Annotated in this window: 11 protein-coding genes; 7 read left to right on the top strand and 4 right to left on the bottom strand. The window is 35.9% G+C overall.

Translation table 11 applies throughout. The features are described from left to right. Position 1 precedes the first annotated feature (1 nt). Positions 2-4,825 carry a CHAT domain-containing protein gene (locus ACHRV3_RS02100; protein WP_395434354.1) on the top strand — a complete coding sequence of 1,608 codons (4,824 nt, stop codon included), beginning with the start codon at positions 2-4 and terminating at the stop codon, positions 4,823-4,825. A gap of 31 nt (positions 4,826-4,856) precedes the next feature. Continuing rightward, positions 4,857-5,522, top strand: coding sequence for an IS6 family transposase (locus ACHRV3_RS02095; RefSeq protein ID WP_395434353.1), 666 nt, complete (start codon positions 4,857-4,859; stop codon positions 5,520-5,522). Positions 5,523-5,723: 201 nt separating this feature from the next. Here the strand turns inward: ACHRV3_RS02095 and mnmE are convergent, their stop codons facing one another. Continuing rightward, a complete protein-coding gene (mnmE, locus tag ACHRV3_RS02090; RefSeq protein WP_047778053.1) occupies positions 5,724-7,124 on the bottom strand; it encodes a tRNA uridine-5-carboxymethylaminomethyl(34) synthesis GTPase MnmE in 1,401 nt (466 codons plus the stop codon). A 226-nt stretch (positions 7,125-7,350) separates the two neighbouring features. Between mnmE and ACHRV3_RS02085 the strand changes: the two genes are divergently transcribed. Continuing rightward, the gene (locus ACHRV3_RS02085; protein ID WP_047778051.1) at positions 7,351-8,184 is read left to right on the top strand and encodes a universal stress protein; all 834 of its coding nucleotides are present in this window, start codon (positions 7,351-7,353) and stop codon (positions 8,182-8,184) included. Between the two features lie 69 nt (positions 8,185-8,253). Beyond that, positions 8,254-10,026, top strand: coding sequence for a DNA mismatch repair protein (locus ACHRV3_RS02080; protein WP_395434352.1), 1,773 nt, complete (start codon positions 8,254-8,256; stop codon positions 10,024-10,026). A 373-nt stretch (positions 10,027-10,399) separates the two neighbouring features. Here ACHRV3_RS02080 and ACHRV3_RS02075 read toward each other — a convergent pair whose 3' ends face one another. Then, positions 10,400-11,029, bottom strand: a complete 630-nt coding sequence (locus ACHRV3_RS02075) for a DsbA family protein (protein WP_047778047.1) — start codon at positions 11,027-11,029, stop codon at positions 10,400-10,402. Between the two features lie 586 nt (positions 11,030-11,615). On the opposite strand from ACHRV3_RS02075, the gene ACHRV3_RS02070 reads away from it, so the two are divergent. The 3 genes from ACHRV3_RS02070 to ACHRV3_RS02060 all read left to right on the top strand — a co-directional run bounded on the left by ACHRV3_RS02070 (position 11,616) and on the right by ACHRV3_RS02060 (position 20,671). Next, entirely contained in the window at positions 11,616-14,798 is a 3,183-nt protein-coding gene (locus tag ACHRV3_RS02070; protein WP_395434351.1) for a SusC/RagA family TonB-linked outer membrane protein, read from the top strand. A 14-nt stretch (positions 14,799-14,812) separates the two neighbouring features. Then, positions 14,813-16,270: a SusD/RagB family nutrient-binding outer membrane lipoprotein gene (locus ACHRV3_RS02065; protein WP_395434350.1), complete on the top strand. Its 1,458-nt coding sequence runs from the start codon at positions 14,813-14,815 to the stop codon at positions 16,268-16,270. Between the two features lie 552 nt (positions 16,271-16,822). Continuing rightward, a complete protein-coding gene (locus ACHRV3_RS02060; protein ID WP_395434348.1) occupies positions 16,823-20,671 on the top strand; it encodes a M43 family zinc metalloprotease in 3,849 nt (1,282 codons plus the stop codon). 1,219 nt (positions 20,672-21,890) lie between these two features. Here the strand turns inward: ACHRV3_RS02060 and ACHRV3_RS02055 are convergent. Then, a complete protein-coding gene (locus ACHRV3_RS02055; RefSeq protein WP_395434347.1) occupies positions 21,891-23,102 on the bottom strand; it encodes a M24 family metallopeptidase in 1,212 nt (403 codons plus the stop codon). A gap of 58 nt (positions 23,103-23,160) precedes the next feature. Next, positions 23,161-24,228: a proline racemase family protein gene (locus ACHRV3_RS02050; RefSeq protein WP_395434346.1), complete on the bottom strand. Its 1,068-nt coding sequence runs from the start codon at positions 24,226-24,228 to the stop codon at positions 23,161-23,163. Positions 24,229-24,359: the final 131 nt, after the last annotated feature.

Here is a 24,359-nt window from a genome sequence, read left to right as displayed (position 1 = left end):
AATGCCTACTGAATCCTCTATACTTCCTTGTGTTTTTCTTGCTTTTGCCAATCCAAGAAATGATTTAGATAGACTAGCTGATGAACATTTATCAATCAGAAGCTCTTTGGAAAAAGCCGAAAAAGAGGGATTATGTGAGTTCATAGAAAGATTTAACTTAAACATTTCAACTCTAATAAATGTTTTTCAAGATTCACGCCTTGCAAATCGCATTTCAATTTTTCATTTTGGTGGTCATGCAGGAGATTTTGAGTTAATATTAAATAATTCTAAAATTGAAGGTCATTCATTTAATAGGTTTTTGCTTGAAATTCCAAGCTTAAGACTTGTTTTCTTAAATGGGTGCTCAACATTTCAACAAGCACAAGACTTACTAAAACTTGGTATTCCTGCAGTTATTGCAACATCTCAAAAAATACCTGATGATGTAGCAAAAGAGTTTGCATCAAGATTCTATAATGGTCTTGCAGAAGGACTATCAATAAATAACTCTTTTAAACAAGCTAAACTTGCGATCTTGAGCTCTTCAACAGATAATATTAAAATTTCTCAAGCCTTATCTGATCCACGAAAACCCAAGAAAGAGTTAGAAATTTTATGGGATCTCTATTATACAAACGAGGATTCGTATAATTGGAAATTATCAGATGAAATAAACAACCCTTATTTTGGATTGCCAAAACCTTTAAATTATTTACTTCCGAATGCTCCATATATTTCATTACAACCTTACACTGAAAAGGAATCTCTTATTTTCTGGGGAAGAGGTAAAGAAATCAAAGATCTCTTTACTAAGGTTATGGATGAAAATGTAAATCCAGTAATTTTATTATACGGACAAACTGGCGTTGGTAAATCTTCGCTTCTTGATGCCGGGCTTATTCCCAGATTAAAAGCTGTTTCTAATGTGTTCTATACAAGGAGGGCACCTGATATTGGTTTAATAAAGACATTGCTAAAATCTCTGGATATTCATTCAGATAACTTACTTGATTTTATTCTCAGTCTTAATGCACTCGCAGAATCAACTAAAAAAGGAATAGTAATTATTATTGATCAACTTGAAGAAGTCTTTACAAAGCCCATTAAAGAATACAATTCAGAGCTAAAAGATTTCTTTTCTCTACTATCAAAAATAATATATTCAAAAGATTTAAATAATGTAAAAATTATCTTAGGCTATCGAAAAGAATATCATGCTGAGATAGAGTCTGAAAGTACTAAAATTAACATACCTTTTTCTGCATATTTTCTCCACCCTTTAAAAAGAGATAATTTAGTGGAGATTATAAATGGAAGTAATTTGTCAGCTACAACTAGAAATCAGTATTGCATTACCCTAGAGAAGGATTTAGATGAACAAATTGCCGACGATTTAAGTAAAGATATTGACTCTCCTGTTGCCCCAATACTTCAAATATTACTCACAAAATTATGGGAGAAAAGTACACTTGAAAATAACAGTAGATTCTTTTCGAAAAAAACATATTATAATCTAAAAGATAATGGTCTCGCACTTGGAGATTTTATAAATGAACAGATTATTGAGATATCAGAATGGAATAGTGATATTGTAGAATCAGGTCTTTTGCTTGACATTCTTTATTTTCATACTACTCCTTTAGGAACTTCAGCATCACATGAACTTGAATCAATATTGGACAGATATGATAACGGAAGTTTTATAAAAAAAATTATCCAAAAATGTAAAGATTGCTACTTGCTTTCAGAGGACAAAGATTCTGGACAATATATTAGTTTAGCCCATGATACTTTAGGACCAATAATCCGCGCAATGTTTGAAAGCTCAGTAAAAGATGGTCAAAAAGCTACCCGAATATTAAAAAACCAAGAAACATATTTAATCAATGACCAAGACATAACGGTTCTTAATACCAGAGATCTTGAAACTGTTGAAAAAGGATCAAAAGGAATGCGAAAGTGGAATGATAGGGAAATAGAACTTGTGATAAAAAGTCAAAAGGAAAGGAGCTGGGCGATTCGTCAAAAAAAAATTCGAAATATTGTTTTAGGGTGCACTGTTATAGGAATTTCAATACTTTCAATAATAAGCCTTATTTATTGGCAACAATCTAAGAAACAAGCGAGTATTGCTTATGCTCAGCAAAAAGCTGCTCAATCTAGAGTTCTTGCAGATCAACCATTGCAGTTTTTAACTGCAGCTCAGTTTGCTCTTGATGGAATAAATCAATACAATAGTTTGGAGACAAATCAGGCCGCAAGATACATTTTAAGTAAAATGTTATCTCCCGTTTCAACATTTTCTTATCCTAACTCACTAAATGGTGTTGAAAAGATTGTATTTAGTAATGATAATTGTTTTTTGGCTGCTAGTTCAAGAGGCTATATTAAAATATTTAATGTTAAAACAGGTAAAATTATAAAGACCTTTTCTATTAATGATAAATTTGATCATTTGGCAAATGACTTAAAATTTAGTAATAATAATCGTTTTTTAGGTTATGCAAGCGATAGGGACGTGTGGCTTTGGGAATGGAAAACAAATAAAAGACCAGTAATTATTGATGCCAGCAATCATTCAACATTTAATTCAAATAGCAATTACGTTGCTTGCGTTTCTAACGCCTTTGATAACAAATTAGCTTTTAGAAAGGCACTTTTAAAGGATGGCCTTATAAAATCAATCGAAGATTCAATTATAAGAAAAAAAGATGGATTATACATAAATAAAAGTCTAATACCTGAGGAAAAGTTTAAAAAATATCAACAATATTTTCAAGGTGACGATAATAATAATACATTAAGAATATATGATGTTTACACAGGAATTGAAAAATATAAATTTCATCATGATTCGTGGATTGTAGATGCCGAATTCTCACCAATCGATCCATTATTATGTGCTGTCGGATATGAAGATGGGGATGTGGTACTTTACAAATTAAAGGAATCTAGACCTTTTTTTACATTTCAAGGTAAAGGTAAAGTAATGGATATCGAATTTGATTGTACTGGTAACTATATTGCTGTTGCACATGATAATGGAATAATTGAAGTTTTCAATGTTAGTTCAAAGCAAGTAACGATTCAATTTGCCCATTACAAAAGTGCAACTGAAATTCATTTTAGCAAAAATGGGAAAAGAATTTTATCTCAAAGTAAGGACGGCACGACTAGGGTGTGGAATAGTGAAACTGGGCAGGAAATTTCTAGACATAATTTATTTGAGAACCCTACTGGTATAGCTTTTTTAAAAGAAGGTCAATATTTTGCCTCTGCAAGTTACGGTGACAATGTTAGATTGTTTGATTCATCCTCTGGGGAGGAATTTGGTGTAGTCCCTATGAAATCAAATATAAACTCTATTTGTGCAAGTCCAGATGGAAATTATTTAGCAACCGCAGATGACAATGCAAACATAGTAATCTGGAATGTATCAGTTTCTGACCCATTCTATATTTTTAAACATCGAGAGGAAGTAACATCACTTCAAATAGACAATAATATTATAATCTCCTCTTCAGATGATGGCAGTGTTAGATGTTGGGACTCTAAAACGGGAAAAGAAATTTATAGGATTCAACATAAATATCAATTATGGAGAACTCCTGTTTATGATTTAAAATTAAATATGATTGCAAGTACCTCTGAAAATGTAATTTTAAAAAATAGGTCTGATTTCAATTATAGTTTTAACATAAATCTATATAGAAGTTATCACGACAAATATTTGTTTGATCAGAATGGTAATTTATTAAGTATTGATTTAAATTTTGACATTACTGAGTTAATCGGAGAAAGTCCAGTTTTGCCTAATAAAACATCTTATAATGAAGAAGTTCCAATTATTTACTTAAACAATTCAGACTCTTTATTAGGCGGAAAACTAAAACCTAAGACAATAAAAAGGAAGGTCACATTCAAAACTATTGATGAAGAACAAAGTAGAGATTGGGGAGGCTCAGGATCAGGTATATTAGGTCCCATTGCGATTGCAAATAATGGGAAAATTTTGGTTACAGCTGCTTGGGATATGATTTGGATTTGGGATACTGAAAAGAAAGAATTATTATCAAAAATTTCACATGGTTATATTTATAACGATAACAGACTAAAATTTGCCAATATAAATACCCTCCTTTTTTCCTTTGATGGAAAATTACTATTGACAGAAACTACCGGTGGCATTCTGAGATGCTGGAATGTTGAAAACCCTAAAAAGCCTAAGCTATTCTCAATTAACAAAACCATATCCACACTTAATTTTAAATTGAATGTTCCATCACCATTCATTGTAAGTAAAACAATGTCAAATAAATTATATCTTTTAAACGTGCCTAGCTTTTCCAAAAGAGACTCTATAACATCTAAAGGAAGTCTCGATGAATGTTATTTTAACGCAAAAGGTGATATGTGCGCGGTACTTTCTTATGGAGAAACAAAGATGATAATCGTAGGTGAGGGCGCAAAAGATACAGATTATTTCATAGAGATTTGGGATCTAAAAAAACATAAAAAAATGAACCAATTCACAATCAGCTCCCCTGTCCATGCTATTTCATTTAGTTCAGATAATAGAAATATTGCTGTTGCCCAGCAAAATGCTTTAGTAAGTGTCTGGGACTTAAAAACAAATAAAGAAGTAAGCCGGATAGCACATAAAGGATCAGTCAAGTCGGTTTTTTTTACTAAGAATGATCGAATAATTGTTTCTACTATTGGCCCGACTGGGCGGGTAAAAACAAATGACTATTCAAATGAAATCTTGCTTTCTTATTGGAAACAAGAAGACTTGTCGAGACTACTTATCGAAAGAATCGGTTCTGTCGCATCTGTTAGATAACTATTATATTTAGACCTTAAAAATACATTAAATGAATACCAAAGGTCATTGTTATCCCAAAGCTATTATTTTGCAGGCTGTTTATTTCAAATTACGATTTACATTGAGTTACCGGGATGTTGAGGAAATAATGAAAATGCGAGGAATAGCAGTTGATCACGCTACAATTCAGCGCTGGGTGTTTAAATTTTCACCTCTGATTGACTCGGAACTCAAGAAGAGAAAGAAGAGTGTAGGCGTCAGCTGGCGAATGGATGAAACGTATATAAAAGTAAAAGGTGTCCGGTGTTACTTATATCGAGCTGTTGATAAATGGGGTAATACCGTAGATTTTCTTTTGACCAGAAGGAGACAGAGAATGAATGCGCAGTCATTTTTAATAAAAGCGATAAAAAGTAACTGCAGGCCAACGATAATAAATATAGACAAAAGTGGCTCTAACACCAGCGCAATAGGGGTTTATAACAAACGATCATTTTCGAATATAAAGATTCGTCAATCCAAATATCTCAACAATATTGTTGAACAAGGACATCGCTTTATTAAGTGGAGAATACAAAATAGTTTGGGTTTCAAAAGTTTTGAATCTGCCAAAAGAACCCTGGCAGGAATTGAAGTTGTACACATGCTGAGAAAAAATCAGATGCTTAACCCAGGAACAAGTATGTTCAAATCATTCTTTAGATTGGCTGCATAATTTTGGGGTTCCTGATTTCTTTCGGATTCACATGAGAGATGCGACAGAACCAAATATTTTCGTGGTACAATAATGGTACAAAAAGGAACAAACTATCTGCAAATAAAATTATATAAACAGAAAGAAGAATCCCAGTTAAAATACCGTTTTATAGTATTTTAACTGGGATTCTTTGTTTTATTTTGTGATGTTTTGTGAAACCTATTTCCCGATACAAAAATTAGCAAAAATATTCCCCAACAATTCATCATTAGAAACCTGACCCGTAATAAGCCCAAATTGGTACAAAGCTTCTCGGATATCAAGCGCCATAAGATCGCTCGAAAGATTCGTTTCGAGACCAAATTTTACTTTTTGTATTTCATCTAATGCTTTTAGTAAGGAATCGTAATGTCTTGTATTGGTAACGATTGTTTCGTTGTTTCTAAGGGCTCCGGTATTTACAAAAGAAAGCAATTCATCCTTTAAATCATCCACACCAATTTTTTCTTTTGCGGAGATTAGTAAAAGTTTGGCATTTAAGTTTTCGAGTTTATCAGTGATGTTTGAAACTTCATCAGCAGATAAAATATCTTTTTTATTAACGACAATCAGCAATGGTTTTAAAGGATATTTATTCTTGATTTGCTCAATTTCCGAAACAAACTCCGAACTTGAAACCTGAAACTTTAAACCATCAAACAAATAAATCACAACCTGTGCCTGCTCAATTTTTTCAAAGGTTTTTTTGATTCCGATGCTTTCCACAACATCTTTTGTCTCGCGGATTCCTGCTGTGTCTATGAATCTAAATCCGATTCCGCCAATTACCAATTCGTCTTCGATGGTATCACGTGTAGTTCCGGCAATGTCAGAAACAATGGCGCGTTCTTCGTTTAATAAGGCATTTAGTAAAGTCGATTTCCCAACGTTGGGTTCTCCAACGATGGCTACCGGAATTCCATTTTTGATGACATTTCCAACGGCGAATGAATCAATTAAACGTTTTAAAACAAACTCAATTCGGTTCAATAATTCATGAAACTGACTTCTGTCTGCAAATTCAACATCTTCTTCTGCAAAATCCAATTCCAATTCAATTAGGGAGGCGAAGTTTAAAAGCTCTTCGCGCAATTTGGCTATTTCATTGCTAAAACCACCACGCATTTGTTGCATGGCAATTTGGTGTGAAGCTTCATTATCGGATGAAATCAAATCGGCAACAGCTTCTGCTTGTGATAAATCCAGTTTTCCGTTTAAGAAGGCTCTAAGGGTAAATTCACCCGCATCGGCCATTCTGCAGCCTTTTCTTAACAATAATTGAATAATTTGCTGCTGAATATAAGTAGACCCGTGACAGGAGATTTCTATAGTGTTTTCACCGGTATACGAGTTCGGTCCTTTAAAAACAGAAACCAAAACTTCGTCAAGCGTTTTCGACCCGTCGACGATATGACCTAAATGTAAGGTATGAGTTTTTTGTTTGGTTAAATCCTTGTTTTTGATGGATTTAAAGACGCTGTCACCGATCGTTATAGCATCGGAACCTGAAATTCGAATTATGGCAATTGCTCCGGCTCCTGAAGGAGTAGCCAATGCAACTATAGAATCTTGATTTATCATGCTGCAAAGGTATAAAAAAAGCCTCAAAAATCACGAACCCGGAGTTCGTTGTCTAGTGTGTATTTACTGCTTACTTTTATTGTTTACGCTTTGAGGTGTTAAAATTATTTGTAGCCAACAGGTTATTTATTTGTTTTTGTAGAATGTTAAATTACTGATAATTGTCAGGTTAATTTCTTTTTAGAATGATTAAATTTGAGAAAACAACTTCTAAATCTCAAACAAAATGAAAAAGATATTATTTCCCACAGATTTTTCTGAGGCTGCAACAAATGCTTTTGTTCATGCCTTAGAGTTTGCTAAGATTGTAAATGCCGAGCTTATTTTGTTGCATACCTTTGAGATTCCGGTTTACGACAGTCAATTTTTTCCGGAAAATTATGCCGCAATTTATAGTTCGGTAGAATTAGCCAAATTTGAAATGTTTAAAAATGAAATTCCAAAGCTAAGAGCTATAGCTGAAGAACGAAAATTAGGGAACATCGTAATAAAACACCGTTTAATGGATGGTGACTTACTGTATAACCTCAAAAATGCCGTCGAAGAAGATAAAGTTGATTTTGTAATTATGGGAACATCAGGAGCTTCCGACTGGACGAAATTTTTCCTTGGTTCCAATACGAGTTCTGTAATTTCAGGAGTGGAAGTGCCGGTTTTATGTGTGCCGGTTGATGCTAAGTTCAAAAAAATTAAAGTAATCGGCTTTACAACCCGTTATCGTGAAAAAGACAAAAAAGAGTTAAAAAAAGTACTCGAAATCGCGAAAAAAACGGATGCTAAAGTCAAAAGTTTATACGTGAGAACTTCAAGTTCAGACGTCCCTGAAGCAACAGTTAAAGAATGGGAGAAAGAGTTTGCAAATGAAAATGTAGAGTTTTTAGTTTTGCCAAGTGATGAAGTAAAAGAGACAATTCTTGATTTTGTGCTTTACAAAGAAGTGGACATTCTTTCTATGATCACACACAAACGTTCTTTTTTTGAAAGTCTTTTTGACTCCAGTTTCACTAAAAAATTATCCAAACAAGTGCCTGTGCCCGTTTTGGTTATGCACGAAGATTAAATTACTATAAATTCAGAACGTTTATTTTGTTATGGAAAACCTATATTTGTGTTCCATCAAATAAGCAAAATGAATTCATATCAAAATAAAGTCGTTCAGTATACGGAACTTTTAAAAAAAATCAATAAAAGATACAACAGCATTAGTATTTCACGTCTTTTAAGCGTTTTTCTTTGTCTATTTTTATTGTTTTATTATATCAAGACAAACGAGATTAGCTACGTTGCTTTTGCTTTTCTGTCTTTTGTTGGTTTTATTTTTTTGATGAGAATCCACTCAAAGTTATCTTTCGAAAAGCAGCTTGCAACCGCGATTCTGAAGATTAACGAAAACGAAATTGCCTTTTTGAAAAGAGAAAAATTGCCTTTTGAAAACGGAATTGAATTTAATGACTTTCACCACCCTTATGCATACGATCTGGATATCTTTGGAGAACATTCTTTGTTCCAAAGTTTAAACAGAACAGCCACTTTTGTTGGAAAAAAAACGCTTGCGAATCAGTTATTGGAAGTACTTCCCAATACAACCATTTTAGAGAATCAGGAAGCAATAAACGAATTAAAATCCAAGCTGGATTGGAGGCAAGACTTCCTGGCTTTAGCGACAATAAGTGCGGATTCTAAAAATGCTTATGATTCTATAATGCATTGGAGTTCTTCTAAAATAAACAAGCTGCCTAAAGTTATTATAGCACTTTCTATAATACTGCCAACCTTGTTTTTTGGTTTTTTAATCGCCTATATCATTACTTCGAAAATGATATTGCTGAGTTATCTGACGTATATTTTTATTGCAAACACCATAGTTTTAGGACAATGTTTTAAAAGAATTCAATCTGAAATTGCAAAGGCTGATAACGTTGATAAAATTATCAAACAGTATAGTTTATTACTGATTAAGATCGAAACGGAGACTTTTCAATCCAAAAAATTAATTGATCTGCAACAACAGCTTGTATTTAGAAATGCAACAGCCAGTACACATGTAAAAGAGTTGTCGGAGTTGTTCTCAAGAATGGACAGTATTAATAATTTTGTCACGGCAATTGTATTTAATGGGACATTTTTGTTTAATGTGCATGTTTTAAAATCGCTTTTAAAATGGAAAGAAAATTACGCGACAGAACTCGGAAAGTGGGTTTCAATAATTGGTGAATTTGAAGCTTTGAACAGTCTGGCTAATTTAGCCTACAACAACCCTGATTTTGTTTTCCCTGAAATAAATTCCAAATATAAAATTGGGTTTAAAGATTTGGCACACCCATTGTTGAATCCGCTAAGTAGAGTAGGGAATGACACTCATTTTTATCCCGAGTCGTTTGTGATTCTGACGGGGTCGAATATGTCCGGAAAAAGCACTTTTTTAAGAAGTCTGGGTGTTAATATGGTTTTAGGAGGAATCGGTTCTGTGGTTTGTGCCTCAGAAGCTAATATGCATCCGTTAGCTGTTTTAGTTTCCATGCGATTATCGGATTCTTTGTCCGATAGTGAATCTTATTTCTTTGCGGAAATAAAACGTCTGAAACAAATTATGGATGCTCTGGAAGAAAAACCGGCTTTTGTTTTACTGGATGAAATCCTAAGAGGAACCAATTCCGATGACAAACGCAACGGTACAATTGAAGTCGTGAAAAAGATAATTGCTAAAAAAGCGATTGGCGCGATTGCAACACACGATATAGAAGTGTGCTTAACAACAAACGATTATCCTGAAATCTTAACCAACCAATGTTTCGAAGTCGAAATTAAAAATGAAGAACTACATTTTGATTACAAACTCCGCAATGGAATTTGTAAAAACAAAAGCGCCACTTTTCTAATGCAGAAAATGGGAGTTATTTGAGATTTTAGATTTTAGAGTGTAGATTTTAGATTTTTTGCGGGGCGTGTTATTTCTGTGAAATGATATTGCGTGCCAATCTATCGCTCGATAAGTTTATATCTTTTTATTTTATTATTCGGGTCAAAAAATTAGATATTAAACAAATAATCAAAAGTCTAAAGTTTAAAATTTTAAATTGTAGATTTTTTGCTGGGCGTGTTATTTCTGCGAAATGATATTGCGTGCCAATCTGGCGCTCGATAAGTTTATATCTTTTTATTTTATTATTCTGGTCAAAAAAGTAGACATCAAACAAATAATCAAAAATCAAAAATCAGCAATCAAAAATCAGTAATCAAAAATCAGTAATCTAAAGTCTGCAATCTAAAATTCCCTACTTCTGTAGTTCTTTTATCGTTTGTACAAAGGCTTCAACCGGTTGTGCTCCCGACACGGCATATTTTCGATCAAAAGCAAAGAAGGGAACACCTTGTACGCCAACTTGTTTTGCTTCGATAATATCGGTATGTACATCGTTTAGAAACAATTTGTCGTTTTTTAGTACCTCTAAAACTTCGTCTGACGGCAGACCTGCACTTTCAGCTAATTCCAGTAAGGTAGGATCGTCGTTTAGATCTCTTCCTTCTGTGAAATATGCTTTAAAGAAGATTTCCTCCATTTCGCCAGCCAGATTTTTGGTTTTAGCCAAATGAATTATGCGATGAGCAGGTAATGAATTTGAAACGATAGCCTTCTCAAAATGATAGTCTAAACCAACGCTTTTAGCACGCTCAGTGACGTCTTTGTGCATGGCTATAGATTGCTCAACCGAAATCCCTTTATGCTCCGCCAGGAATGTAAAAACGTCTTGCCCTGATTGTAGCGGAATGGTTGGATCAAGTTGAAAACTCTTCCATTCAATTTCAAATTCTTCATCTGGAAATTCAGCCAAAGCAGTTTCCAATTGTCTTTTTCCTATATAACAAAACGGACACATGATGTCCGACCAGATTTCTATTTTCATAGTAACAAAAATAGAGAAATATTTTTTAGGAGTGAAATGTTGGTTGTGAAAATTTGACAATGAGAAAATGAGATAATTAGATAATGTGAAATACTGAGTCTGAATCCGAAATGCAGGATGCAAAATGTAAAAATGTAAAAATGAGAAATCTAATAGATGAAAATGAAATAGGTGAGATGTGAAATGTTGTACCGAATCATTTTGTCAGACCTATTCCATTTATCGGATGCAACATGGTTTTATGTTTTAGTTTTTTCTCTTATTCTGAAGATTTGACTATTACAGAAAGAAGTGTTTGATAGGAGATCGTCTTTCGTACTTTCAAAATTCAGATCCAGTTTTTCAGATCCAGTATTTGAGATTTAGTATTTCATTATCACATTCCCACATTATCTCATTCCAATAAACCCTAGCAATCACCCTATTTCACAATGGTAAGATAATACTTCTAAAATTGTAAAATTTACACTTATCGGGTAATATACGCTGCTTTTGCGATAATATATTATCATAAAAATTAGCTAAAAAGCAAAACATTTGCCAATACTAATTATAAAACCATAATATGAAATTTAAAATTAATTTTATGAAAGTTACAATGCTCTTCTTTGTGCTTGTAGCTCAACTTACGTTCGCGCAGGAACGGGTTGTGTCGGGAATTGTCTCAGATAATACAGGAATGCCATTACCGGGTGTCGGCGTATTAGTGAAAGGAACAAAAACAGGAACTCAGACTGATTTTGACGGTAGATACTCAATAAAAGCAGAAGGGAATGCTGTTATTATATTCAGTTATATTGGGATGCAGTCGCAAGAAGTTATAGCAACTGATAAAAATTTAAACGTAAAAATGTCTTCAGGATCGATGCAATTACAGGAAATTGTAGTAACGGCATTGGGTATTAAAAGAGAGAAAAAATCTTTAGGTTATGCCACTCAGGAAGTAAGCGGTGAAGAGCTTACAAAAGTGAATACGGGTAACGTTTCTAATAATATTTCGGGAAAAATTGCCGGAGTAGAGATCAGAAGAAACAATAATATTGGTGGATCTACCAATGTTGTGATTCGTGGTACTACTTCATTGACACAGAGCAATCAGGCATTGTGGGTTGTGGATGGAATTATATTGAATAATGACAATACCAATACAAACGATCAAATATCGGGCGGTAACAAAGGTGGGTACGATTACGGAAATGCCGCTTCGGATATTAATCCCGATGATATTGAAAACATGAACGTTTTAAAAGGTGCTGCTGCAACAGCATTGTACGGATCAAGAGCGTCAAATGGAGTTATTATTGTAACGCTTAAAAAAGGAAGTAAATCTAAAGGAGGTTTAGGAATAAACTTTAGTTCAGGTGTAAATATTGGAGTTGTGGATAAAAAGACATTGCCAAAATATCAAAACCAATACGGAAGTGGTTATGGTGATTTTTACGGTACAACTGATTTAGGAAGTGGAACTCATCCTTACACCGCAACTGATGATGCGTCATGGGGTCCAAGATTTGATCCGTCATTATTGGTGTACAACTGGAATTCGTTTTACCCTGAGTTGCCAACTTACGGAAAAGCGACACCTTGGACAGCAGTAAAAAACAACCCAAATAGCTTTTATCAAAATAGCGTGACCTTTATTAATAGTATTGCTGTTTCGGGAGCGAATGAAGGTGGAGATTTTAGATTTGGTTACAGCAACTACAATCAGAATCAGGGGATTTTACCAAATAGCGAGAACAGAAAAGACAATTTCAACTTTTCCGGAAGTTATAAAATTAGTGACAGAACTAAAGTTTCAGCCACAGCAAATTATTTGAAATCATATGCTAAAGGAATGAATGAAACTGGTTATGGAGATGGAGGAAATAACTATTTAAGTAGTGTGAGACAATGGTATTCGACCAGTGTTGATTTTAAAGATCTTGAAGACGCCTACAATTTAACTGGAAGAAATACAACGTGGAATGTTGGTTCACCGGAGAATTTAAATGTACAATTTCATGATAACCCTTATTTTCAAAGGTATCAGAACTACAATTCATTAGTGAGAGACCGCTTCTTTGGAAATGTAGTCATCAAAACTGATATCACCAATTGGTTCGATATTATGGGAAGAGGTGCAGTAGATTATTACCACCAATTGCAGGAAGAACGTGTGGCTGTTGGTTCGAAAAGAACGCCAAACGGACTAGGAGAATATTCCAGATATGACAAAACGTTCAGAGAAATCAATTTAGATTTAATAATGAACTTCAAAGCCAGAATCGTTGACGGGATTAATTTCACGGGTATGTTGGGTGCTAACTCAAGACGTTCGATCAATACTTCCATTTTTGCAGTAACAAACGGAGGATTGGTAGTTCCCGGGATTTACGCCTTGGACAATTCGGTTGATGCGATTAATAGCCCGGATGAAATGATGGAAACGAAAGGAACAAACAGTGTTTATTCAACCGCTAACTTTAATTTCTATGATACTTACTTTTTAGAAGGAACGTATAGAGTGGATCAATCTTCGACTTTACCAAAAGATAATAGTGTTTACACTTATCCGTCGGTAACGGCAACGTATATTTTTAGCAATCACCTCAAAACAGACTGGTTGTCTTTTGGAAAATTGCGTTTGAATTATGCTGAAACAGGTAATGATGCCCCTTTTGGAGTAACAACAGCTGTGTATCCTAAAAACAACAATTTTGGAGGAGCATCGCGTTTTTCTACAGACAATAACAAAAGTAATTCGGATTTAAAAAGTGAATTAACAAAAGGAGTTGAAGCTGGTATTGAACTTAAGTTTTTCAAAAATAGAGTTGGACTTGACTTTTCGTACTACAAAACGAATACGACAAACCAGATTCTTTCTATTGAAACACCAACTCAAACAGGTTATACCAGAGCATGGATAAATGCTGGTGATGTGCAAAACAAAGGATTTGAAGTGTCTTTGAATGCGACTCCAATAAAAACAGACAACTTCACATGGCAGACTACAGTAAACTGGTCGACCAATAAAAATGAAGTAATTTCTTTGGGAGGACCTGACAGGATTTCGTTAGGAGGATTCCAGGGAGTAAGTTATGTAGCTGAAGTAGGTAAGCCAGTCGGACAGTTGGTAGGTTCCGGATATACGTATTTGGACGGGCAGAAAATCATTCGTTCAAACGGAAGATATTTGCAATCAGCAGGAGTAGTTATTGGTAATGTGAATCCGGATTGGATCGGAGGTTTTAATAACGTTTTGACTTATAAAAATATCGCTTTCAACTTTTTAATTGATGTTAAAAAAGGAGGAGACGTATATTCTCTGGATCAGCAATACGGACATACTACAGGTATTTACGAAAGCACAGTAAGCAATAACCATTTAGGAGTTCCACAGCGTGAACCGGTTGCTAATGGTGGTGGAATTTTATTAGAAGGAGTAAAAGCAGATGGAACTCCAAACAATGTAGTGGCAAGCATAACGGGTACTGACGGATACTATTTTTACAACTCAATGCCACAGCAGGAATATGTATACGATGCTTCTTATGTGAAACTTCGTGAGGTTGGAATAAGCTATAAATTTCCAAAAAAATTACTAAAAAGCACCTTCATTAACAATATGGTTTTTGCTTTGAATGGAAGTAATCTTTGGATTATCAGTAAAAACTTGCCTTATGCAGATCCGGAAGCAGGGATGTCTTCAGGTAACTTGCAAGGATTCCAGACGGGTGTATTGCCAACTACAAAAGAGTACAGTTTTACATTGAAAGTTCAATTCTAAAAAAAGATAACGATATGAGAATTATAAAAACAATATTTTTTGCAGGAGCTGTTTTACTTTCAATAGTTTCATGTGACAACTTAGACGATTTAAACGTTGATCAAAAAGCCTATACCAAAGTGGTACCTGCTGCTTTGATGACGAATGCTCAGGTAAATTATGCCTATTTTTTAACTAACGCTTCTGTGAATTCTAATAATTTCAGAGCCTACGCACAGCACTGGTCTACGTCAACTTATACAGATGAAGCCAACTACAATCAGGCAAAAAGAAATTTAGGAAGTTCACACGCGATATTACTGTACAGAGATGTATTGCAGGATTTAGCGAATGCTCAAATTCAAATTAGAGAAGCGCAGGCTTTAGGCCCAATTGAAGAAGCAGTTAAAAAAAATAACATCGCCATACTGGATGTACAAATCGTAATGGCTTACCAAACACTTGTTGATTTGTTTGGAAATGTTGCCTATTCAGAAGCGCTTAATGTAAAAGCATTTCCTTATCCTAAATATGATGATGCTAAAACCGTATATCTGGATTTAGCAGCTCGTTTAGATGTTGCCATAGCAAATATGGATGCTGCTAATGGAAGTTTCGGCGCTGCTGATTTGGTATTCAAAGGCAATGTTGGTCAATGGAAGACTTTAGCCAATAGCGTAAAACTTAAAATGGGATTGCATCTTGCTGATGTAGAACCGGCAAAAGCAAAAGCTATGGTAGAAAGTGCTTACAGTTCAGGAGTAATGAGTAATGAAACTCAAACAGCCTTGTTTCAGTATTATTCTACGAATACAGATATGAATCCGCTTTATGATAGTTTGGTGAATGAAAGTCAAATCATTATCTCCGCTTTTTTTGCAGATGAATTAAATGCGAAATCAGATCCAAGACGTGATTTCTTTTTTAACCCGGATTCAAAAATAGCCGGAGAATACAAAGGTGCTCCTTATGCACAGCAAGTTAATTACTCCAATTTTACAAATACGGGTAAAAAATTAAAGTTAAAAACCAATCCGGGTGTATTGTTTGATTACACTGAAACTTGTTTTTTATTAGCCGATGCTGCTAACAGAGGATTTAATGTTGGAGGAACTGCTGAAGAATATTATACTAAAGGTATAGAAGCAAGTATGAAATTTTGGGGAGTTGCCAGTACCGATATGCAAACGTATCTGGCCAGACCTGACGTTGCATTTGCAACAGCAACGGGTACAGACAAACAAAAAATCGCCTACCAACTTTGGATCGCTTACTACAACCGTGGTTTTGAAGCCTGGACAGAATACAGACGTTTAGATTTTCCAATACTAACGGCTCCCGTATCAGCTGTGGCTGAAGCGGAAGGCAAGGTTCCGGTAAGAAATATTTATTCCACTTCAGACAAAACGCTTAACAAAGCAAATTACGAAGCGGCATCAGCTGCTATAGGTGGAGATTTAATGACCACCAAAATTTTCTGGGACAAATTTTAATTTTTGAGTTAGTTTTATTTGTTTTTTGAAGCCGTCTCCCATTGTGGAGACGGTTTTTTTTTTTTATGGGGGGCTTCGGCTTCGCTCAGCCTGACAGTTTTGGGAGTTTTAGTCTTGGTTGTTTTGTGTCACCCTGAGCGGAGTCGAAGGCTGGTTTACTTAGAAGGGGGCTTCGGCTTCGCTCAGCCTGACAGTTTTTTTTGGAGGCTATCTTGGTTGTTTTTGTGTCACCCTGAGCGAAGTCGAAGGCTGGTTTATCTAGAGAGGGCTTCGGCTTCGCTCAGCCTGACAGTTTTGGGTTTTCGTCTTGTTTTTTTTGTGTCACCCTGAGCGGAGTCGAAGGGTGGTTTATTAAGAGTATTTGTGATGATTATGTTGTTTTTTGGTAAAAGTAACAGATGTATTGATAGAAATTTTAGATTATTTTTTCATAGTACGTTTTTTTAAAGTTAATAAGTTGTTAATTATGTATTAATTCTTACTAAAATAGTATCAAAATAAAATTACGTCTAGGACTAAATTTGGTCATTACTAATTAAAACCCAAATAAGAATGAAATTTAAATTACTATTGTTCTTTCTGATTTTCAGTTTGTTGAAAGTTGGAGCTCAAGGTTTACCTTGTCGGACGACCGAAGAAAATGCTAAAATGTACCGGAATAATCCAAGTGCACTTCAAGAGAAAAAAGATTTTGATGCTTTTACCAAAAAGTTTGCTTTACAGCAAAAATCTAAAACTTCAAAAGCAGCGGTTACTACTTATACCATACCAGTGGTATTCCATATTTATGGAGACGTTCAAAGTGGAAAAACCGTTACTTATGAAAAAATTGTAAATCATCTGGCACAACTAAATGATGATTTTAATGGAAGAAATGCCGATTATCAAACGGTAGAATCGTTCTTCCAAGCCCGAAGAGGAACTTTGAATATCGAATTCAAGTTAGCAAAAAAAGACCCTAACGGTGGTTGTACAACAGGAGTTGTTTTTCACGCAGCAAAAAACGGTTATGGAAACGGTGGTGGTTATGACGACCAAATCGCTGCTGATGCCTGGGACAACACTAAATATATGAACATTTACATTCAAAATGATTTGTATAATGATGGTGCTCTAAATAACTCAGGAGTTGCCTGGTACCCGGATTCGGGTATGACGGCCAATAATACAGCCCGTGTTGTTTTTAATGGGGCTTATTTATATGATAACTCCACTAACAAAGAATTCTCTGCAACCTTAACGCACGAATTTGGTCATTTCCTGAATCTGATTCACACTTTTGACGGTGGTTGTTCGGGAACAGACGAAGTAGATGATACACCGGCAGAAGACGGAAATCATACTTTAGCCTGTACTCCGGGTACAAATTGCGGTGGAGGCAAAGTAAACTTTGAAAACTACATGGGATACAACGGAGCTCAGGGCTGTTATAAAATGTACACGCAAGGACAGATCAGCAGAATGCTTGCTGCTTTAGAACATGCTTCACGTAAATCTTTATGGCAACCTCAAAATCTGATTGATACAGGTGTAAATGTAACAGGAAGTGCATTAGTGGCTTCTGCGACTTCCTTTAAAGAAGCAATTGTAAATGATGGTTCTTTCACAACTTCGTCTGCAGTAACTTTGAGCGGTGCAAAAACCTTCGCGATTAGTTCAGGGACAATGACGGTGGGAACACATTTCACACATACTTTCCCAGCAGGAATAACTCCGGTGCTTACTGTAAATTCCAACAATCAGGTAACGGTTACCTTAACAGGAAAAGCAACAAATCACGCATTGGCAAATAACACTTCAGGTGGTATTACTTTTTTACCGGCTGCTTTTGTTGGTGGAACTACTAATTTGTCTTGTACTTCTTTGTTCTTTAATTTTAGATTTTCAGACCCATACGGAGTCTTTTTTGTAGATATGCCGGATGTAACGGTTTCGGCCTCATTAGGCTGGAAGTATTTCGAAATAGCGAAAGGAGATGATCCTGCATTTGGAGGATGGAGATTTGCTGCTAATGCTTTAAAAATTGAAACATACGATAAGAAATTAGTCTGCGAAACGGGTTCCAGAAACATCTCTTTACTAGGAGCAAATACTGCTGTTGGTCCAACAAGTAATATGACGGCTCCGGGTGCATACCCGAATCAACTTGATTTGAGAACTGCCGCTTATACTGCTTGGGATGGAAAATCTGGTTATGTAGGTTTTGACTATTTAATGGATGGTCTAACGTGTTACGGATGGTTTAAAGTTACCGTTACAGCTAACGGAGACGGTTATACCATTTCTGAATATGCTTATAACACACAACCGAATACGCCAATTTATACAGGTATGACGGCTAAAACAGCTGTAGTTTTATCAGAAGGTACTTTATATGAATCGGAAGTAAATGATGGTGCTATAAGTACAAGCACTGTGATTTCGTTATCAACCAATAACGGAACATTTACAAAAAGCAGCGGAACATTTACAGCTGGAACACATTATACAATTACAGGAGTACCAGCTGGATTAACAGCAGTGTTGACACTTCAGAGTAATTCTAAAGCGGCACTTACTTTTACAGGGAAAGCTACTGCGCACCTTCCTGCTAATGATGCGGCTGTGGTAGTTACTTTTAAAGATGCTGCAATTACCGGCGGAATTGTGACTTTAGACAATGCTGCAAAAACAATAAACCTGAAATTTGACGCACCTTACGGCGTATTTTATGTAAACAATCCGGATTATGTAGCATCAGCTGCAGCGACATGGGATTATTTTAATTTAGGTATAGGAGACAATACGGAGTATGGTGCATGGCAATTTGCAGCAGCAGCTTTAAAAATTGAAACTTATGGAAAAAGATTAGTTGGAGAAACTGGGACAAGAAATATTTCTTTTATAGCAGAAGGAACTACTATTGGAGCTTCCAGTAATTTTGTTACTCCGGGAAGTGCTTATCCGGATCAATTAGATTTGAGAACTGCAACGTATACGAATTGGGATAATAAAACAGGATATGTTGGTTTTGAATATAAAAGCAGAGGACGTACTTGCTATGGATGGCTTCATATAAAAGTAGAAGCCGGTGGAGTAGGATATACTGTTCTGGATCATGCCTACAATACAAAACCTGGTGAATCTATACAAGCAGGAACACAGACGGGAGTTACCGTTTTAGCTCCGTCAAATTTAACAGCAACAGTCAATGCTACAAATTTAGAAGCACAACTTAGTTGGACAAACAATGCTACAAATGCTACCAATGTTGTAGTAGAAAGAGCAGGTTCAGATGATGTTTATGCTGAAATTGCAACTTTAGCCAGTACTGCAGTTACTTATACCAATACAGGTTTAACAGCTGGTAGTACTTATAAATACAGAGTTAGAGCAAAAGCTGCAGCGGTTTATTCTCCTTATTCAAATGTGGTATCGGCTACGATTCCAAATACTGCATTCTGTGCCGTTCAAGCAGCAAACGGGTATGAATACATTAATACAGTAACAGTTGGAACTTTTACGAATACTACAGGAAAAGATGCGGCAGGTTATGCAGATCATACTTCAAAAGTGATTACGCTAACGACAAATGCAAGCATGAATGTTAGTTTGACTCCTGGATTCTCCAGTACTTCTTATACAGAATATTGGGGTGTTTGGATCGATTACAACAAAAACAATCAGTTTGAAGCTTCTGAAAAAGTGATAAACAACCTTTCCGCAAAAACCACAGTAACAGGAAGTTTTACTCCGGTTGCCTTTACAGGCACTACTCGTATGCGTGTTGTAATGAAATACAATTCAAATCCAACCACTGCTTGTGGAAACATCGGAGATGGTGAGGTAGAAGATTATACGGTTACATCTGGAACAATTGTGGTTCCTAACCCAGGAACTTTACCAGTACCGACAAATCTTACCAATTCAGGTGTTTACTCATCAGGTTTCTATGCTTCTTGGGATACAAAACCGGAGGCGGCATCTTACGAAGTACAATTAAATAGCGCAACAGGCTGGACTTCAGCAGGAAGTTCTGCTACTTATTATTTGTGGATTCCAAAGCAAGGTACTCAAACGGTTTATGAATTTAGAGTTCGTTCTATAAACGGCACAGCATTTAGTGATTGGAGTCCTTCTCACACGATTGATCTGCAAACCGCCAGCTCAGGACCACAGCAAATGGATACAACCAGATCATTTACATTGTATCCAAACCCGGCCTCTGATGTAGTGAATTTTAATTTTAACAATATTGATGTTACTAAAGTTAAAATAACGATTTACAACAGCACCGGTAACTTGATTGATATAGTACGAAATACTACTTCTTATTCTGTTAATACGCTAAGAAAAGGGGTTTACATTGTAGTAGCAACAGACGGAAACTTTGTCGAAAAGAAAAAGTTATTAGTTGAGTAGTTATATTGGTTAGTTAATAATAAAAAGGGTTGTTTCATATTTTGAGACAACCCTTTTTTCTTGTAGAATGGAAAGTTTTTTTTGTTTCAGGTTTCAGGTTTCAAGTTTCAAGTTTCAGGTTGCAAGTTTTGTTTCAAGTTTCAGGTTTCAAGTTAAATGTGAAAGGTAAACTGATACTGAAAACCGAGACATTAACCCCAATTGTCAGGCTGAGCGAAGTCGAAGCCCTTCTCAACAACCAGCCTTCGACTCCGCTCAGGGTGACACAAAAATAACTAAGACGGAAACCCCAAATTGTCAGGCTAATCGAAGTCGAAACGTCTTACGAAATCTTCAGTTTTACTAACTGAGACTGAGACTGAGACCTGAAACTTGAAACCTGAAACTAATAAAAGGGTTGTTTCATATTTTGAGACAACCCTTTTTTCTTGTAGAATGGAAAGTTTTTTTGTTTCAAGTTTCAGGTTTCAAGTTAAATGTGAAAGGTAAACTGATACTGAAAACGGAGACTTTAACCCGAAATGTCGGGCTGAGTGAAGTCGAAGCCCTTTTCAACAAACCAGCCTTCGACGCCGCTCAGGGTGACACAAAAATAACTAAGACGGAAACCCCCAATTGTCAGGCCGAGCGAAGCCGAAACGTCTTACGAAATCTTCAGTTTTACTAATTAAGACTAAGACCGAGACCGAGACTGAAAACGGAGACTTTAACCCAAAATGTCAGGCTGAGCGAAGTCGAAGCCCTTCTCAACAAACCAGCCTTCGACTCCGCTCAGGGTGACACAAAAATGACTAAGACGGAAACCCCCAATTGTCAGGCTGACCGAAGTCGAAACGTCTTACGAAATCTTCAGTTTTACTAACTGAGACTAAAACCTGAAACTTGAAACCTGAAACTAATAAAAGGGTTGTTTCATATTTTGAGACAACCCTTTTTTCTTGTAGAATGGAAAGTTTTTTTGTTTCAAGTTTCAAGTTTTGTTTCAAGTTTCAGGTTTCAAGTTAAATGTGAAAGGTAAACTGAGACTTTAACCCAAAATGTCAGGCTGAGCGAAGTCGAAGCCCTTCTCAACAAAACAGCCTTCGACTCCGCTCAGGGTGACACAAAATAACTAAGACTGAACCCCCAATTGTCAGGCTAACCGAAGTCGAAGTGTCTTACGAAATCTTCAGTTTTACTAACCGAGACTGAAACCTGAAACCTGAAACAATCCCTCCCCTTAAACCCCAAACGGATTATCAATAGATTCCATCGGAGTCGTAAACCACTTAGGACCGCTTGCTGTCATGTAAAAATGATCTTCGTGGCGAACACCAAATTGACCGGGAATACAGATCATAGGCTCGTTACTAACGACCATGCCTTCTTGCAAAAGGGTTTGATTTCCTCGAACTAAATACGGATATTCATGGATATCCAATCCCGTACCATGGCCTACGCGATGGGGTAAACCCGGGATTTGGTAATCACCGCTTAGTCCTGCTTCGGCTAATACTTTTCGGGCGGCATCGTCTACAGCGCCGCAAGTAGCACCAATTTGTGCGGCATCAAAAGCTGCTTTTTGAGTGGCTTTTTCTAAGTTCCATATTTTTATGTGAGCTTCGGTTGGAGTCCCGTATACGTAGGTACGTGTGATGTCGGAAAGATATCCTTCTAAGCGACAGCCCGTATCAATTAAAACAATATCATTATCTTTTAAATTCTGTGGAGCAGTTACGCCATGCGGGTATTGCGAATCCTCTCCAAAAAGAACGATACAGAAATACGAACCTGAGGTAATTCCGGCTTTGATATGAGCTTTATTGACAAAATCTACAACAGTAGCCGCTTCAATTCCCGGATACAAAATACGGGCAGCAGCTTTTTGAACAACCATTGTAATATCTTTTGCCTGTTGAATTATAGCAATTTCAGCTGCTGATTTGTGCATGCGGCAACCGGCTGTTATAGGTTGTGCATTTATAAAATTATAGTCCGGATTTGCTTTGATAATACTGTCAACTTGAAAATAAGAAGCTGATTCATCTAAAGCGATTGTTCCGGTAGAGATGTTTTTCTTTTGTAAAATAGCGCCAAATAACAAACAAGGGTTTTCATGTTCTTCCCAGAAATTTAAATGGCCTTCCACTTGCATAAAGGTTTTAAAAGTGCCCTCTTCAAATTTTGGAACAATGTATTCGATGCTTTCATCTTCAAAAAGTAAAGCACCAACCATTCGTTCAGAAGGATTCCATTTGGTTCCGGTATAATAGTATAAGTTGGTTCCGGCATGTAAATAAAGCACTTTGCAGTTTTGTTCTTTCATCAGAAGAACGGCTTTTTTAAGACGAAATTGATATTCAGCAATCGCAATCGGCTGAACATTTGTGGTCATGTTTTGTATTTTGTCTAGTTCGATACTTGCGGTTGAACCGCCAACTCCAATTGTCATTTGTTTGTCTTTTTTTAAGTTAGTTATAAAGTGGTGTACTTCAATATTGTTTTTAATATTAGCGTAAAATAAACCCGTTTTTCATTGGATCATTTGGATCAATGATAAAAGTATTTGTTCCCGTAATGTAGGCCGTTCCTTCTACTTGAGGAATTACGGCTTTGAATTTACCGAAGTCCAATTCGTCAACAAGTGAACCCTTAAAAATACTATTTGTTATGCTTTCAATACTAATTTCTTGTCCTTTTTTGATCTGATTTCTTGCCTTTTCTATGGCAATTCTTCCCGAAACACCCGAGCCCGTTGGCGAACGATCTACTTCACCTTCTGCAAAAACGCAAACATTTCGACTATGGTTTTGCGCTTCCAAAGAGGTATCTATAAAAATGGTACCGTATAAAAAACTTAAATCATCTTCAAACGGATGTAGTATTTCTTTGTCTTGTGCCATTACCGCATGTTTGATAGCCCTTCCGATCTGAATAATCATGCGATTGTCTTCGGGTGTCAGAGTAAGATTTATATTTTTGTTTTTTCGAAGATCCACATAAGCGTAAAAGGCTCCTCCATAAGCCAGATCATAAGTAACTTCGCCAATAGTAGGAACAGAAACAACACGGTCTAAACCTACCACAAAACTCGGCACACAATGAAAGTGAACTCCGGTCAGTTCACCGTCTTTTATTATGGCATACGAGTGAATTCTGCCACAAGGAGCATCGATTTTTAATTCGTTTTCGCCTTCTTTTAAGGCAACCCAATTCATTTTTACCGCTAGAGTTGTGATCGCAATTATGGCATGCCCACACATCGTACTGTACCCTTCGTTATGCATAAAGAGGATTCCGAAATCAGCTTCGTCATCGTTGGGAGGAAGGAGGATGCAACCGTACATATCGGCATGACCTCTGGGTTCAAACATTAAGGCAGTACGCAAATAATCATAATGTTCTTTGATATACCTGCGATATTCTAAAACAGAATTCCCTTTTAATTCAGGGAAACCATCGATAATAACACGAAGCGGTTCTCCACCCGTATGCATGTCTATGGTTTTAATGGCGAGGCAATTTTCGGGTATAGTATAAGTGTTGTTTTTTAAAATAGTTTGATAGGTTTTTTTCATTGTGGCTGTTTATTTGTCTTTAATAGCGTTTTATATTATTTGCTTGTAGTGTGTGTTGTTTTTGGGTCTAGTTTTTTTGCTACGAATTTCACGGATTGGGATGAATTATTTTTTTGCCACAGATTAAAAAG

The sequence above is a fragment of the Flavobacterium sp. FlaQc-49 genome, from assembly GCF_044005985.1.
Taxonomy (GTDB): Bacteria; Bacteroidota; Bacteroidia; order Flavobacteriales; family Flavobacteriaceae; genus Flavobacterium; species Flavobacterium cupriresistens.
The sequence above is the reverse complement of the archived record's forward strand: the minus strand, read 5'-3'. Positions and strand labels throughout refer to the sequence as shown.

Excerpts from the sequence above, each read along its gene's own strand:
- mnmE (WP_047778053.1), bottom strand. The coding sequence starts at position 7,124 with ATGATAAATCAAGATTCTATAGTTGCATTGGCTACTCCTTCAGGAGCC.
- ACHRV3_RS02065 (WP_395434350.1), top strand. The coding sequence starts at position 14,813 with ATGAGAATTATAAAAACAATATTTTTTGCAGGAGCTGTTTTACTTTCA.
- ACHRV3_RS02075 (WP_047778047.1), bottom strand. The coding sequence starts at position 11,029 with ATGAAAATAGAAATCTGGTCGGACATCATGTGTCCGTTTTGTTATATA.
- ACHRV3_RS02100 (WP_395434354.1), top strand. The coding sequence starts at position 2 with ATGCCTACTGAATCCTCTATACTTCCTTGTGTTTTTCTTGCTTTTGCC.
- ACHRV3_RS02060 (WP_395434348.1), top strand. The coding sequence starts at position 16,823 with ATGAAATTTAAATTACTATTGTTCTTTCTGATTTTCAGTTTGTTGAAA.
- ACHRV3_RS02050 (WP_395434346.1), bottom strand. The coding sequence starts at position 24,228 with ATGAAAAAAACCTATCAAACTATTTTAAAAAACAACACTTATACTATA.
- ACHRV3_RS02055 (WP_395434347.1), bottom strand. The coding sequence starts at position 23,102 with ATGACAATTGGAGTTGGCGGTTCAACCGCAAGTATCGAACTAGACAAA.
- ACHRV3_RS02095 (WP_395434353.1), top strand. The coding sequence starts at position 4,857 with ATGAATACCAAAGGTCATTGTTATCCCAAAGCTATTATTTTGCAGGCT.
- ACHRV3_RS02080 (WP_395434352.1), top strand. The coding sequence starts at position 8,254 with ATGAATTCATATCAAAATAAAGTCGTTCAGTATACGGAACTTTTAAAA.
- ACHRV3_RS02085 (WP_047778051.1), top strand. The coding sequence starts at position 7,351 with ATGAAAAAGATATTATTTCCCACAGATTTTTCTGAGGCTGCAACAAAT.
- ACHRV3_RS02070 (WP_395434351.1), top strand. The coding sequence starts at position 11,616 with ATGAAAGTTACAATGCTCTTCTTTGTGCTTGTAGCTCAACTTACGTTC.